This window comes from Blastococcus sp. SYSU D00695, assembly GCF_054050555.1.
This window is the reverse complement of record NZ_JBJGZP010000011.1, coordinates 92584-106574: the sequence shown is the minus strand read 5'-3', so window position 1 is coordinate 106574 and position 13991 is coordinate 92584. Positions and strand designations below refer to the sequence as shown.

Sequence of the window (13991 nt, the reverse complement as noted above, 5' to 3'; positions counted from 1 at the left end):
GGGGACGGCCCGGGGCGGGGTGTCGGTCCGGTGCGGCTGGGTAAGCGGCCGGGGACCGAGAACCCGAGTCAGAGGAGGCCGTCCCGTGGCCAGCGTGCAGGAGTCCGTCGACGTCGACGTCCCGATCCGGGTCGCCTACGACCAGTGGACGCAGTTCGAGTCGTTCCCCCAGTTCATGGGCGGCGTCGAGCGGATCACCCAGCTCGACGACACCCACACCCACTGGGTCACCAGCATCGACGGGGTGAAGCGGGAGTTCGACGCCGAGATCACCGAGCAGCACCCCGAGGAGCGCGTGGCCTGGGCGAGCACCGGCGGTGAGGCCAAGCACGCCGGCGTCGTCACCTTCCACCGGCTCGACGACGCGAAGACCCGCGTGATGATCCAGATCGACTGGGAGCCGCAGGGCATCGTGGAGAAGGCCGGCGCGGCCCTCGGCTTCGACGACCGCCAGGTGAAGGCCGACGCGAAGCGGTTCAAGGAGTTCATCGAGAGCCGCGGCACCGAGACCGGCGCCTGGCGCGGCGACGTCTCCCGTCCCGACCAGCCCTGAGCCGACCCCCAGGACGGCGACGGCGCCCGTCCCCTCGGCCGAGGGGGCGGGCGCCGTGGCGTCGGGGCGGGTGACTCAGTCGGCGTCGAGGTCCGCGGCGACCAGGTCGGCGATCCGGGCCAGGGTGGCCTCGTCGTCGCTGGTGACCACGACCTCGGCGCCCTGCTTCGCCCCGAGCGTCATGATCATCAGAGCCGAGCCGCCGTCCACGGGCGCGCCGCCGGGGGTGGCCAGGGTGACCGGGACGCCGCTCGTGGCGACGGCCTCCGCGATGAGGGCCGCGGGGCGGGCGTGGAGCCCGACGCGGGACCCGACGGTGACGGTCTGACTGGGCATCGGTGCCTCTCCTCGCTGCTGGGGACGTGGGGGGTTCGACTGGCCTCGCTGCAGGGTCCCACCGCGGGCTCGCGAGCGCTGGGGGCGGCGAGGTGCGTGCTCAGGTGCGGGCCGGCTGGGTGGGAGCGGGGCCGTTCCCGGTGGCGGTGGCGGTGGGGACGTGGGCGTGGGCGAGGTCGACGGCGTCCTCGGGGACGGCGCCGGCCCGGGCCCGCCCGATGCTCTTGAGCACCGTCACCGCCACCGCCCCGACCACGGTGCCGGCGGCGACGGCGAGGAAGAACACCAGCGCGCTGCTCATCGCGAAGAAGACGAAGACGCCGCCGTGCGGGGCCCGCAGCTCCACGCCCGCGGCCGCGACGATCGCGCCGGTGGTCGCCCCGCCGAGCATCATCGACGGGATCACCCGCAGCGGGTCGGCCGCGGCGAACGGGATGGCGCCCTCGGAGATGAACGAGGCGCCCAGCAGCCAGGCGGCCTTGCCGTTGTCGCGCTCGGCGGGGGTGTACAGCCCCGGCCGGAGCGCGGTGCTCAGCGCCATCGCCAGCGGCGGCACCATGCCGGCGGCCATGACCGTCGCCATGATCACCAGGGGCGTGCCGGTGGCGGCCGCCGTGAGGCCGGTGGTGGCGAAGACGTAGGCGGCCTTGTTGACCGGGCCGCCGAGGTCGAAGCACATCATCAGGCCGAGGATGATGCCGAGCAGGGCCGCGGAGGTGCCGGTCAGGCTGTTGAGCCAGGTGCCGAGGCCGTCCAGGGCGGCGGCGAGCGGGCGGCCGAGCAGGACGGCCATGATGCCGCTGGAGATGATCGTGGCCAGCAGCGGGATGATCACGACCGGCTGGAGGCCGCGCATCCCGGCGGGCAGCCGCCAGCGACTGATCCACAGCGCGGCGAACCCGGCGAGGATGCCGCCGACCAGGCCGCCGATGAAGCCGGCGCCCACCGTGACGGAGACGGCGCCGACGACGAAGCCGGGCACGAGGCCCGGGCGGTCGGCGATCGCGTAGGCGATGTAGCCGGCCAGCGCCGGGACCAGGAAGCTGAACGCCGCCTGGCCGAGCACCGTGGCGACCGCGCCGAGGTAGCCGAGCAGCCCGTCGTTGAGGTAGTCGACGCCAGGCGCGCTGGGCAGGTCGAACAGCGAGTTGTCCAGCACCCAGCTCAGGGCGTAGCTCTGCCCCTCGACGTCCGGGTTGCCGGTCACGATCTTGTACCCGCCGAGCAGGAAGCCGAGCGCGATGAGCAGGCCGCCCGCCGCGACGAACGGGATCATGTAGCTGACGCCGGTCAGCAGCCAGCGGCGGACCTCGGCGCCGGTGCCGGGGCGGTGGCCGGCGGTGCCCGGCCCGGCGTCGGTCCCGGTCGCCCCGGCGGCGCCGGGCACGCGGCGGGCCTGCGGGTCGTCGGCCGCGGCCAGCGCCTCGCCGATCAGCGCGTCGGGCTCGTTGATCGCCCGCTTGGTCCCGGACTGCACGACGGGCTTGCCGGCGAACCGGTCCCGGTCCCGCACCCCGACGTCGACGGCGAACACGACGGCGTCCGCGCCCCGGATCACCTCCGGGGCGAGCGGGGTGGAGCCCGAGGAGCCCTGCGTCTCCACGTGCAGGACGACGCCGGCGGCCCGTGCGGCGACGGCCAGCTTGTCGGCGGCCATGTACGTGTGCGCGATGCCCGTCGGGCAGGCGGTGACGGCCACCAGGCTGCGCGCCGCGGGGGCCGCGCCGGGTGGGGCGGCGGGAGCGGTGGCCGGGGCGGCGCCGGCCCCGGTCGTGGCGGGGACGGGACCACCGGGGGAGCCGCCACCGGGGGAGACGACCTCGCCCACGAGCGCGACCACCTCGTCGGCCGAGCCGGCGGCCCGCAGCGCGGCCACGAACTCCGGCCGCACGAGGGCCCGGGCCAGCGCGGTGAGTAGGGTGAGGTGGTCGGCGTCGCCGTGCTCGGGCGCGGCGATGAGGAAGACGAGGTCGGCCGGCCCGTCGGGCGCGCCCCACGGGACGCCGGGGGAGAGGCGGGCGAAGGCCAGCGCGGCCTCGGTGACCGCCCCGGAGCGGCAGTGCGGGATGGCGAGGCCGCCGGGCAGTCCCGTGGCGGCCTGGCCCTCGCGGGTCAGGGCGTCCCCGGCGAGGCCCTCGGCCGAGGTGGCCCGGCCGGCGCCGGCGACGAGCGCCGCCAGCCGGTGGACCACGGCCTCCTTGTCGGTGCCGAGGGCGGCGTCCAGCGCGACCAGGTCGGGCGTGATGAGAGCGGGCATGCGGACCTCTCCGAGGTACGTCAGGAGGCGTCGCGTCCGGCGGGCGCGACGGGAGGGGCGGGGGTCTGCTCCGCGGGCGGGAGCGGACCGGCGACGACGGAGGCGGCCACGCTGTCGACCTGCGCCGGGGTGGGGACGGCGGAGCCGGGCAGGCCGGCCGCGGCGGCGCCGGAGGCCACCGCGCGGCGCAGCCGCTCCACCGGGGGTGCGCCGGCCAGACCGGCCAGCAGGTGCCCGGCGAGACTGCAGTCCCCGGCACCGACCGTGCTGCGCACGGCGATCCGCGGCGGGCGGGCGGTGAACCGCTCGCCGGCCGCGGTCGACAGGAGGGCGCCGTCGGCGCCCAGGGTGAGGAGCACCTCGCCGACGCCGCCGGCGTGCAGGCCGTCCACGGCCGCCCGCAGCGCCGCCGGGTCGGCGGCCAGCGCCGCCTCGGTGGTGCCGGCGACCTGGGCGAGCTCCTCGGCGTTGGGCTTGAGCAGGTCCGGGGCCGACGCCGGTCCGGCGGCCAGCAGCGCCAGCAGCGGCGCCTCGGAGGTGTCGACGGCGACCCGCGCGCCGGTCGGGCGCAGCGCCCGCACCAGGTCGGCGTACCAGTCGACGGGGGTGCCCGGCGGCAGCGACCCGGCCAGCACGACCCAGGCCGCGGCGGTGGCCGCCCGCAGCAGCGCGTCGGTGAGCGCGGCGCGGGTGCCCGCGTCCAGCGGGGCGCCCGGCTCGTTCAGCTTGGTGGTCGTGCCGTCGGGCTCGGTGAGGCTGTAGTTGGTGCGGACGGCGCCGGGGACGTCGACGGTCGCCATCGGCAGCGCCATCCGGCGCAGCGCCAGCACGATCGGGTCGTCCAGCGAGGCCGGCAGCACGGTGACGACCTCGCCCCCGGCCGCGGCGACGGCCCGGGCGACGTTGACGCCCTTGCCGCCCGGCTCGGTCGAGCTGGTGCCCAGGCGGGCGACGGCGCCCCGCTCGAGGGCGCCCGGCAGGACCAGGGTGCGGTCCATGCTGGGGTTGGCCGTGAGCGTGACGACCCGGCCGCTCACGCCACCACGACCTCGACGCCGGCGCCCTCGAGGGCGGCGACCGCGGCGGGGTCGGCCCCGTCGTCGGTGACCAGCACGTCGACCTGGTCGGGGGCGGCGAAGCGGACCAGGTGCTCGCGGCCGAGCTTGCTGCCGTCGGCGAGGACCACCACGCGCTGCGCGGCGCGGACCATGGCCCGCTTCACCGACGCCTCCGCCTCGTCCGGTGTGGTGCACCCGTGCGCGGCGGTGACGCCGTTGGCGCCGAGGAACGCCACGTCCAGGCGCAGGTCGGCCAGCGCCCGGACGGGCGTCTCGCCGACGGCGCACTGGGTGATGCCGCGGACCCGCCCGCCCAGGAGGTGCAGGGTCAGGCCGGCCGCCGTGGAGAGCCGAGCGGCGATCGGCACCGAGTTGGTGGCCACGAACAGCCGGCGGTCGGGGGGCAGCAGCTCGGCCAGGGCGGCCGTCGTGCTGCCGCCGTCGAGCAGGAGGCTGCCGCCGGTGTCGGGCAGCAGGTCCTGCGCGGCGGCGGCGATCTTCCGCTTCTGCTCGGCGTGGGTGGCCGAGCGCTCGCCCAGCGCGGTCTCGGCGAGGGTGAGCGCCCCGGCCGGGACGGCGCCGCCGTGCACCCGGCGCAGCGCCCCGGCCCGCTCGAGGACGGCGAGGTCGCGGCGGATGGTCTCGGTGGTGACCCCGAGGTCGTCGGCGAGGGCGGTGACGGCGACGCGGCCCCGGTCGGCCACGAGCCCCGCGATCGCCTGCTGGCGCTCCTCCGCGTACACGGTCCCCCCTCGCCGGTCTGCCCGATTCGTTGGTTTCCGATCTGTGCTGGTGTTGTTCTACGTTGGTTCCGTTGACAAGTCAACACCAATTCGTGAGTCTGGTCACCACGGCGGTGCAGGTGCTCCGCCGCCCCCGGCCCAGCCCGGTCCCCCGTCCCCGCGCCGTCTCGAGGTACCGATGTCCTCTCCCGCTGCCGCCTCCTCCCGCACCGTGCTCACCGGCACCCCGGTCGTGCCCGGCGTCGCGTGGGGGCCGGTCGTGCGGCCCTCCGGCGCCGTGGTCCTGCCCGACGGGTCCGGCCGCCCCGTCGCGCCGGAGGAGCGGGCCGGGGAGGCGGAGCGCTTCACCGCGGCCGCCGGGGCGGTCGCCGACCGGCTGGCCGCGCGGGCCGCGGCCGCGACCGGCGCGAGCGCGGAGGTGCTCGCCGCGACGGCGGCCCTCGCGCGTGACCGCGGGCTGCTCGCCGCAGTGGAGCAGCGCATCGCCGCCGGGTCGCCGGCCGCGGTCGCGACGGTCGAGGCGGCGCAGCAGTTCGTCGACCTCTTCTCCGGGCTCGGCGGCGTGATGGCCGAGCGGGTGACCGACGTCCGCGACGTGCGCGACCGCGTCGTCGCCGAGCTGACCGGGCAGGGCGAACCCGGGGTGCCGGCGCCCGCCGTCCCCTCGGTGCTGCTCGCCGACGACCTCGCCCCGGCCGACACCGCCGGGCTCGACCCGGCCCGCGTCCTGGGTCTGGCGACCACCGAGGGCGGCAACACCAGCCACACGGCGATCATCGCCCGCCAGCTCGGCCTGCCCTGCGTCGTCGCCGTGGCCGGGCTGGACGCCGTCCCCGCCGGCGCGACGGTGCTGCTGGACGGCGAGCACGGGACGGTGACCGTCGCCCCCGCCGAGGACGAGGCCCGCGCGCGGGTGGCGGAGGCGGCCGGGGCCGCTGCCGCGCTCGCCGCCTACCGCGGGCCGGCGACCACCGCGGACGGGGTCGCCGTGCCGCTGCTGGCCAACGTGCAGGACGGCGCCGGGGCGCGGCTGGCCCTGGACGCCGCGGCCGAGGGGGTCGGGCTGCTGCGCACCGAGCTGGCCTTCCTCGGTCGCGCGGAGGAGCCCACCGTCGCCGAGCAGGCCGACGGCTACGCCGAGGTCCTGGCCGCGTGTGCCGGGCGCCGGGTCGTCGTCCGGACGCTGGACGCCGGCTCCGACAAGCCGCTGGCCTTCGCCACGCCGCCCGCGGAGGCCAACCCGGCCCTGGGGGTGCGCGGCCTGCGGGTCGCGCGCCGCGACCCCGGCCTGCTGGACCGCCAGCTGGACGCCATCGCCGAGGCCGCGCGGCGCACCGGCGAGGTGCCGTGGGTGATGGCGCCGATGGTCGCCACCGAGGCCGAGGCCGCCGACTTCGCCGCCCGCGTGCGGGCCCGCGGGCTCGTGCCCGGGGTGATGGTCGAGGTGCCGTCGGCGGCGTTGCTGGCCGACCGGCTGCTGCGGCACGTGGACTTCCTGTCGCTGGGCACGAACGACCTGTCCCAGTACGCGCTGGCCGCCGACCGGCTGTCGGGCGAGCTCGCCGACCTGACCGACCCGTGGCAGCCGGCGCTGCTGGCCCTGGTCCGGCACACCGCCGACGCCGGCCGGCGTGCGGGGCGGCCGGTGGGCGTGTGCGGGGAGGCCGCCGCCGACCCGCTGCTGGCCTGCGTCCTGGTCGGGCTCGGGGTGACCTCGCTGTCGTGTGCGGCGTCCTCGATCGCCGGCGTGGGTGCCCGCCTGGCCGCCGTCGACCTCGCCGCGTGCCGGCGCGCGGCGGAGGCGGCGCTGGCCGCCGCCGACCCCGCCGCGGCGCGCGCCGCCGCCCGTGCCGCGGTGTCCGGGGGGTGACCGGCATCCCTCGGAAGGGGGAACTTCCGTAGGTGTGTGAGCAACGCCGCCTACGGATGAACGGAATTCTGGTGCTTCTACCTGCATTGTCATGGGTGTTCGCTTCCACCACGACAACCGGAGAGCACCATGAGCACCGTGTCCACCTGGCGTCAGCGGCGACGGGCCGTGCGGACCCGCCGGGCCCTGGAGCGTGCTGCGTTCGGCTCGGCGAGCCCCACCATGCGCGACGAGCTGCTGACCATCGCCAACCGGCGCTGAGCACCCGCAGCACACCGAAGCGAGCGACCCCGCCCTCCGCCGGAGGCCGGGGTCGCTGCCGTTCCGGGGGGTGATCGGCGCGGTCCGGTCCAGGCCGGCTCCCCCCTTCGAGGGTGGCACCGCTGCGGTCGGCGGCCCCGCGTGCCGATGTCGGGTCCGTGGAGAAGCAGCACCGAGGCGTTCCGGGAGGCGCGGGTCCGGCGGACCCGGCCGGCCCGCCCGTGCCCGCTGCCCGCGAGGAGGCCCGCGAGACCTCCGGCGTCACGACCACCCTGGTCCTCGCGCACGTGCGTGAGCGGGGCGGGGAGGACGCCGTGCGCGAGGTCCTGCGCCGCGCCGGCACCGCGCTGACCGCCGAGGAGCTGTGCCAGCCGTCCCGGTGGACCAGCTACGACACCCGGATCCGGCTGTTCACCGCCGCCACCGAGGTGCTCGGCGACCCGCACACGATGTACCGGGTGGGCGCGGAGTCCCTGGGGTCGTCGGGCATGAACCCCGCGGTCCTGCTGCTGCTGCGTGCGCTGGGCTCGCCGCGCCAGGTGTTCCGCAAGCTGCCGCGCGCCGTCGGCAACTACAGCACCACCTCCACGATGGAGGTCCTCAGCTGCGGCGCCACCACCGCCACGATCCGGTACCGCCTCCACGAGGGGTACCGGCACTCCCGGCTGGACTGCGACTACGCCCGCGGGCTCTTCTCGATGGTCCCGCCGATCTTCGGCCTCCCGGCGGCGACCGTCGTGCACGAGGAGTGCGAGTCCGACGGCCACCCGGCCTGCGTCTACCACCTGTCCTGGGAGCGCCGGCGCCGGTGGGGACGGCGCCGAGTGCCCGGCCGGGACCCGGAGCTGGTCGCGCTGCGCGCCCAGCTGCGCTCCCTGCAGTCGGCCGCGACCGACCTCGTCGCCGTCGACGACCTCGACGCGGTGCTGCGCCGGATCGTCGAGCGGGCCGCCGCGGCCGTGCTGGCGCCGGGCTACCTCATCGCCGTCGCCGACCCGCACGGCGGGCAGCCGCTCGTGCACGCGTCCGGCGTCCCCGCGGAGCAGGTTCCGGAGCTCGCCCGGCGGCTGCTGGCCGGCGAGGACCTCGGGCCCGGGGTGGTGTCGGTCGACGTGCGGTCGGCGCGCCGGGCCCACGGCCGGCTCGCCGCGCTCGACCGGCCCGGCGACGGGGCGCTCGGCACGGAGCGGGAGATGCTCGCCGCCTACGCCGGGCACGCCGCCGCCGCGCTGGACCTCGTGCTGGCCCTGGACCAGGCGCGCCTGGAGGCGCGGCGGGCCGAGGCGCTGCTGGGGCTGGCCCACCGGCTGTCGGCCGCGACCGACGCCGAGACGGTGAGCCGGGAGATGGCCGGGGCGCTGCCCGGCGTCGTCGGGTGCACCAGCGCCTCGGTCATGCTCTGGGACCCGGCCGCCGGCCGGCTGCGCCTGGTCGCCTCCCACGGCCTGGACCCCGAGCGCGCCGAGCTGCTCGCCGCGAGCGACCTCGCCGCCGAGGAGGTCCCCGAGCTCGTCGGGATGCTGGGCGACCGGGAACCGCGGTTCCTGACCGCCGGCGCGTCCAGCCCCCTCCTGGGTGAGCTGCTGGCCCGGCTGGGGATCGGCGAGGTCGTCGCCGTCCCGCTCCTCGCCGGCAACGTCTTCCTCGGGGTCGCCACCGCCTCGTGGCGGGTGGGGGCGCCGGGCGCGCGCGACCGCAGCGACGTCCTCGCCCGCCTGCGCGGGGTCGGCGACCAGGGCGCCACCGCCCTGCAGAAAGCGCGGCTGCTCGAGACGGTGCGCCACCAGGCCACCCACGACGGGCTGACCGGGCTGCCCGACCGCGGGCTGTTCGTCGAGCTGCTGTCCGGCGCGCTGGCCGCCGGGGCGCCCGACCGCTCGGTCGCGGTGCTCTTCTGCGACCTCGACGGCTTCAAGCAGGTCAACGACACGCTCGGGCACGCCGCGGGGGACGAGCTGCTGCGCCAGGTCGCGGCGCGGCTGCGCGGTGCGATCCGCCCCGGGGACGTCGTCGCCCGGCTGAGCGGGGACGAGTTCGCCGTCCTCCTGCCCGGCCTGGCCGGGGCGGACGACGCCCGGCAGCTGGCCGCGCGGCTGCACGACTGCTTCGCCGAGCCCTTCCGGCTGGGCCGCGGCCGGGCGGAGGTCGGCGCCAGCATCGGGACCGCGGTCCACGCCGGCCGGGGCGGCGTGGCCGAGGACCTGCTGGTCGCCGCCGACGCGGACATGTACCGGCACAAGCGCAGCGCCCGCGGCCGGACCGCGGGACGCGGCGCCGGCTGACGCCCCGCCCCGCGGTCACGGTCAGTGCACCGCGTGGACGACGGCGTGCCCGCGGCCGCGGCTCATCAGCGCCCGGTTGACCGGCGTGGTGACGACGAACGCCACGGCGAGGGAGAACGCGAGCGCGCCCCAGAACAGCCCGCTGGTCAGGCCGGCGTCCATCGCGCCGGGGACGACCACCATGACGCCGTTGTCGACGAGCTCCATGACGGCGATCGACACGGTGTCGGCGGCGAGCGCGACCCGGACGGCCGCCCGCAGCGGCAGGCCGGCGCGCAGGACGCCGCGGACGGTGAGGGCGTAGCCGAAGACGAACGCCAGCGCCACGGCCAGCAGGACGGTGCTGAGCGTGGAGAGGCCGAGCGCGGTGCCGATCACCATGCCCAGGACCTCGCCGATGGCGCAGCCGGTCAGGCAGTGGAGCGTCGCGCGCGCGGCGTCCGGCCAGCCGACCGCGCCGGTCGCTCCGGCCGGGTGGTGGTGTGCGTGGTCCATGGTCGACCTCCTCGTGGATACCCCCTGGGGGTATCCACAGGTGTACGCCGCCGTGGTGCCCCCGTCAAGGCCTCCCCCCGGTGCGAGCCGCGCGGCCTCCCCCGCACGGGTCGGTCCGGCTCAACCGCAGGCCCCCGCGTGCCGATCGGGAGCAGGTGAGGACTCCCGACCGCGGTGGATGGCTCCGGCCCGGACGCCGGCGCGGCACCGCCCCATCGCCCGCCGACGCCGCGGGGACGGTGGAGGTGCGGCTCGCCGCGCTCGAGGACGCCGCCGCGGGCCTCGCCGCGGGCGCCGCGCTCACGGACTCGCTGGACTCCCTGCTGGCGCGCGCGGCCGAGGCGCTGCCCGGCTGCGGCCTGCTGCTCGCGGTGACGCCGGCCGGCGGCGAGGAGGTCCTCGCCCGCGCCGTGGGGCTCCCGGCCGAGCAGGTGGCCGGCCTCGCCGCCGTCGTGCTGTCCGGCGCCACCCCCGGACCGGGCGCCGTGGTCGTCGACGTGGCCTGCGGCCGCCGCTGGCACGGCCGGCTGGCCGCCGTCCCGGACGCCGGGGTGGCGCCGCCCGGCGTCCCGGCGGTGCTGCGCGCCTACGCCGGGCTGGCCGCCGCCGTCCTCGAGCTCTGCGCCGCCGGCGAGGACGCCCGCCGCGAGGCGGCCCGCGCCGCCGCGCTGACCGCGCTCGGCGCCGCCGTCGCCGCCGCCCCCGACGCGGCCGCCGTCTGCCAGGAGGCCGCCGCCGCCCTGCCCGCCGTCGTGGGCTGCGACCGGGTGACCCTGCTGCTGTGGGAGACCGGCGCGGGCCTGCTGCGGGCCGCGGCCGGCAGCGGGGCCACCGGCGACCTGCCGCTGGAGGTGCACGCGGAGGACGCGCCCGAGCTGGTGGGCATGCTGACCGACCGCGCCGCGCGGGTGCTGCGCTGGGAGACCTGCAGCCCCGCCGTCCGCGACCTGCTGGGGGCCGTCGGCGTGACCGACGCGCTCGTCGTCCCGCTGGTGGCCGGCGGGGTGTTCCTGGGCGCGGTCGCCGCCAGCTGGCCGGCCGGCCGCACCCCGCCGGGGCTGGAGGGCGAGCTGCTCGACCGGCTGCGCGGCGCCGCCGACCAGGTGGCCGTCGCGCTCGACCGGGCCCGCCTGGCCGACAGCCTGCACCACCGGTCCACCCACGACACGCTGACCGGGCTGCCCAACCGCGAGCTGCTGCGCCAGCGGCTGGAGGCGGCGCTGACCACCGTCCGCGCCGACCAGCACGTCGGCGTCCTCAGCTGCGACCTCGACGGGTTCGCCGCGGTCAACGCCGAGCACGGCGCGCAGGCCGGCGACGAGCTGCTGCGCCAGGTCGCCGCCCGCCTGCGGGCCGCCGTCCGGCCCGCGGACACCGTCGCCCGGCTGGGCGCCGACGAGTTCGCCGTCGTCCTGCCCGGGCTCGGCGACCCCGCCGACGTCGGGGCGGTGCTCACCCGTGTCCGGGCCTGCTTCACCGAGCCGTTCCGGCTCTCCCGGCGGCCGGTGGCGGTCGCGACCGCGGTGGGCGTGGCGGTGCACTCCGGGGAGTGGGGCGTGGCCGACGACCTGCTGCGCGCGGCCCAGTCCGACCGGCGCCCCCCGGCCTGACCCGGCCGGGGTGCGCCGCCCGGCTCAGCCGCGCAGGACCGCCCGCAGCGCCCGCTGCTCGTCGGCGCCGAAGCCGCGCTCGGACAGCCAGCCCGCCGGACCGCCGTGGCGCTCGCGCAGGACGGTCAGCACGCGCTCCATCGTCTCCGCGCGCGGGGTGTGCCGGGCCAGGTCGTCCTCGTCCATGTCCTCGCGGTAGGTCTCCGACGTCGCGAGCTTCGCGACCAGCGCCTCGATGACCTCGGCGGTCATCGCGTAGTCGGCGACGATCTCCTCGTCGGGGACGCCGGCCACGGCCAGCGCGAACGCGGCGATGACGCCGGTGCGGTCCTTGCCGGCCGCGCAGTGCACCACCGACGCGCCGTCGGCGGCGGTCAGCGCCCGCAGGGCGCCCAGGACGTTCTCCGGCCGGTGCTCCAGGTAGCCCAGGTAGGACCGCACGGCCGGCGGCTCGCCCTGGTCCACCTCGCCGACCTGCCGCGGCAGCAGCGACTCCACCCAGCCGCCGGGCAGCTCCGGCACGTCGGCCTCCTCGACGGCGAAGACGTCGGTGTGGTGGCCGCGCTCGGGGAGCAGGCTGAAGTGCCGGTGGGTGACCTCGGGGACCGCGCGCAGCGGCCCGCGGCCCTCCAGCAGCACCTCGGCGATGCTGCGCAGGTCGATCACCTGCCGCAGCCCCACCTCCCGGACCAGCCGGCGGACGTCGCCCTCGCTGAGGGTCTGCAGGTTGTCGCTGCGCAGGACCCGGCCGGGCAGCGTCGTCCCGCCGTCGACCGTGGGCAGGCCGCCCAGGTCGCGCGTGTTCGTCGTCCCGTCGAGGGTGAGCCAGCGGTCGGTGCGCACGGAGCGGGAGGTCACCCCCCGACGGTACGGCGGCCCCGTGACGATCGGGCAACGGGCGGGCGGCCGGGGCCGGTCGACCCGGGGGTCAGGAACCGGGCGGCTCGCCGGGGAGGGTGAACAGCGGCGCCCAGGCCTCGTCCGGCCCGACGGGGAACAGCGTCCCCGGCGCCGCGCCGCGGCTGGCCCACCGGGCCTCGTACGGCAGGCCCTCCAGCAGCACCCGGTCGCCGCGCTGGTACAGGACGTCGGGGCTCCACGCGGCCACCACGTCGGTGACGGTGGGCACCGGTTCCGGCGGGGCCTCGGTGGTGGTCACCGGACCGAGCAGGGTCCACGGCGACGGGCTCCCGGCGACCGCCGGCATCGCCGGGTCGGTCCCGGTCACGTACCACCGGGCCTCGTAGACGTCGCCCTGCCAGACCACCTTGTAGCCGGCCGGGTAGTGGCCCTCCACCCGCCAGACCGGGTAGGGGCTGGTCGCCGGGTCGTCGACCACGACCTCCCGGTCGGCGCGGTCGTCCGTGTCGCCGACCCGCACCGTGGCCCCGTCGCCGTCGCCGTCGGCGAGGGCGGCCGTGAAGGCCAGCGGCTCCTGGTCGACCCCGCTGCAGGTGTTCGACAGCACGGCGACCGCGGTGAAGGTCGCGCTGCAGGGCGCGTCGCGGTTGAGCGACCACAGCGAGAGCCGGCCCAGCCCGTGGTCGCGGGCGAAGGCGGCCAGCGCCTGCGCGTCCGCGAGCGTGAAGACCTCGCCGGGGACGTCGTTCTGGCCGATCATCGGGGTCGCGCCGACGCGGGCCCAGGCCTCGGCGTCGTCGAGCCGCGTCCCCTGCTCGCCGTACAGGTCCGCGACCTGCTCGGCGGTGGCCGTCAGCGCCTGCCGGGTGGCGTCCAGCATCGTCTGCGTGGCGGGCTTGGCCGCGCCGTAGTCCATCGTCATCACGTTGACGCCGGTCAGCTCGACGCCACCGGCGAGGGTGTCCCGCACGACGTCCACCGCCTCGGCGGTCAGCCCGGTGGGGGCCACGGGGAGGGTGAGCCACACGTCCAGCGGCGACCCGGCGGCGGCGCGCTCGCGCTGCAGCGCGGCCAGCGCGGACGCGCGGCGGGCGCTGGCCGCCCGGTCGGCGAGCGCCGCACCCTCCACGTCCAGGTCGACCACGGTCAGGTCGTAGCGCTCGACGACCTCGCGGTAGGCGGCCGTCAGGTCGGCGGTGGCGGTGCAGCTCACCGCGAGCTCGTCGTTCGCCTGGCCGCCGAGGCTGACCACGACGTCCCCGCCGGCGGACCGCAGCTGCGCGATCCGCCGGTCGAGCTCGAGGGCGCTGCCCGCCTCCTCGAGGGAGTGGTAGCCGCCCCAGCTGGGCGCGCAGCCGTCCTCCGGGTCGGCCACCACGAACGCCAGGGCCACCGTCCGGGCCGGGTTGGCCGCGGGGTCCTGGAACGGGAAGGACGGCGTCAGGGTGACGTCGACGTAGGGCACGGTCGACGCCGTCGGCGGGTCCTGCGCCTCCGCCGAACGGTCGGCCGACAGGTAGGTGACGCCGGCGCCGGCCAGCGCGACGACGCCCACCAGCAGGCCCAGCCGGCGCCAGGACAGCCGGCGCGGCACCGCCGGCTCGTCGTCCTCCGGCGCGCCGGGGGGTGCTGCGGGCAGTGCGCCCATGGGGGAGGCCTCGCTCT

At 77.8% G+C, this 13991-nt stretch carries 12 protein-coding genes; 5 read left to right on the top strand and 7 right to left on the bottom strand.

All coding sequences use genetic code 11. The features are described 5' to 3' along the window. The first annotated feature begins 85 nt into the window (after positions 1–85). Complete coding sequence (locus ACI781_RS09740) at positions 86–553, top strand: SRPBCC family protein (protein ID WP_456565888.1); 468 nt, start codon at positions 86–88, stop codon at positions 551–553. Between the two features lie 75 nt (positions 554–628). Here ACI781_RS09740 and ACI781_RS09735 read toward each other — a convergent pair whose 3' ends face one another. The 4 genes from ACI781_RS09735 to ACI781_RS09720 all read right to left on the bottom strand — a co-directional run bounded on the left by ACI781_RS09735 (position 629) and on the right by ACI781_RS09720 (position 4947). Next, entirely contained in the window at positions 629–889 is a 261-nt protein-coding gene (locus ACI781_RS09735; RefSeq protein WP_456565887.1) for an HPr family phosphocarrier protein, read from the bottom strand. Between the two features lie 100 nt (positions 890–989). Next, complete coding sequence (locus ACI781_RS09730) at positions 990–3146, bottom strand: PTS fructose transporter subunit IIABC (protein ID WP_456565886.1); 2157 nt, start codon at positions 3144–3146, stop codon at positions 990–992. A 20-nt stretch (positions 3147–3166) separates the two neighbouring features. Continuing rightward, positions 3167–4183: a 1-phosphofructokinase family hexose kinase gene (locus ACI781_RS09725; RefSeq protein ID WP_456565885.1), complete on the bottom strand. Its 1017-nt coding sequence runs from the start codon at positions 4181–4183 to the stop codon at positions 3167–3169. After that, positions 4180–4947, bottom strand: coding sequence for a DeoR/GlpR family DNA-binding transcription regulator (locus tag ACI781_RS09720; protein WP_456565884.1), 768 nt, complete (start codon positions 4945–4947; stop codon positions 4180–4182). Before ACI781_RS09720 ends, ACI781_RS09725 begins: the two co-directional genes overlap by 4 nt. Before the next feature lie 178 nt (positions 4948–5125). On the opposite strand from ACI781_RS09720, the gene ACI781_RS09715 reads away from it, so the two are divergent. The 3 genes from ACI781_RS09715 (at position 5126) to ACI781_RS09705 (ending at position 9360) form a co-directional block, all read left to right on the top strand. Further along, positions 5126–6817 (top strand): putative PEP-binding protein, encoded by a 1692-nt coding sequence (locus ACI781_RS09715; RefSeq protein ID WP_456565883.1) that lies wholly within the window; start codon positions 5126–5128, stop codon positions 6815–6817. A 129-nt stretch (positions 6818–6946) separates the two neighbouring features. Then, positions 6947–7078: a hypothetical protein gene (locus ACI781_RS09710; RefSeq protein WP_456565882.1), complete on the top strand. Its 132-nt coding sequence runs from the start codon at positions 6947–6949 to the stop codon at positions 7076–7078. 221 nt (positions 7079–7299) lie between these two features. Beyond that, positions 7300–9360: a diguanylate cyclase domain-containing protein gene (locus ACI781_RS09705; RefSeq protein WP_456565881.1), complete on the top strand. Its 2061-nt coding sequence runs from the start codon at positions 7300–7302 to the stop codon at positions 9358–9360. Between the two features lie 21 nt (positions 9361–9381). Here the strand turns inward: ACI781_RS09705 and ACI781_RS09700 are convergent, their stop codons facing one another. After that, complete coding sequence (locus ACI781_RS09700) at positions 9382–9855, bottom strand: DUF4396 domain-containing protein (protein ID WP_456565880.1); 474 nt, start codon at positions 9853–9855, stop codon at positions 9382–9384. 245 nt (positions 9856–10100) lie between these two features. Here ACI781_RS09700 and ACI781_RS09695 point away from each other — a divergent pair, with 245 nt between their 5' ends. Then, the gene (locus ACI781_RS09695; protein WP_456565879.1) at positions 10101–11465 is read left to right on the top strand and encodes a diguanylate cyclase domain-containing protein; all 1365 of its coding nucleotides are present in this window, start codon (positions 10101–10103) and stop codon (positions 11463–11465) included. A 24-nt stretch (positions 11466–11489) separates the two neighbouring features. Here ACI781_RS09695 and ACI781_RS09690 read toward each other — a convergent pair whose 3' ends face one another. Both ACI781_RS09690 and ACI781_RS09685 read right to left on the bottom strand, forming a co-directional pair. Further along, positions 11490–12323, bottom strand: coding sequence for a tyrosine-protein phosphatase (locus ACI781_RS09690; RefSeq protein ID WP_456565878.1), 834 nt, complete (start codon positions 12321–12323; stop codon positions 11490–11492). Between the two features lie 70 nt (positions 12324–12393). Then, positions 12394–13974 carry a chitinase gene (locus ACI781_RS09685; protein WP_456565877.1) on the bottom strand — a complete coding sequence of 527 codons (1581 nt, stop codon included), beginning with the start codon at positions 13972–13974 and terminating at the stop codon, positions 12394–12396. Positions 13975–13991: the final 17 nt, after the last annotated feature.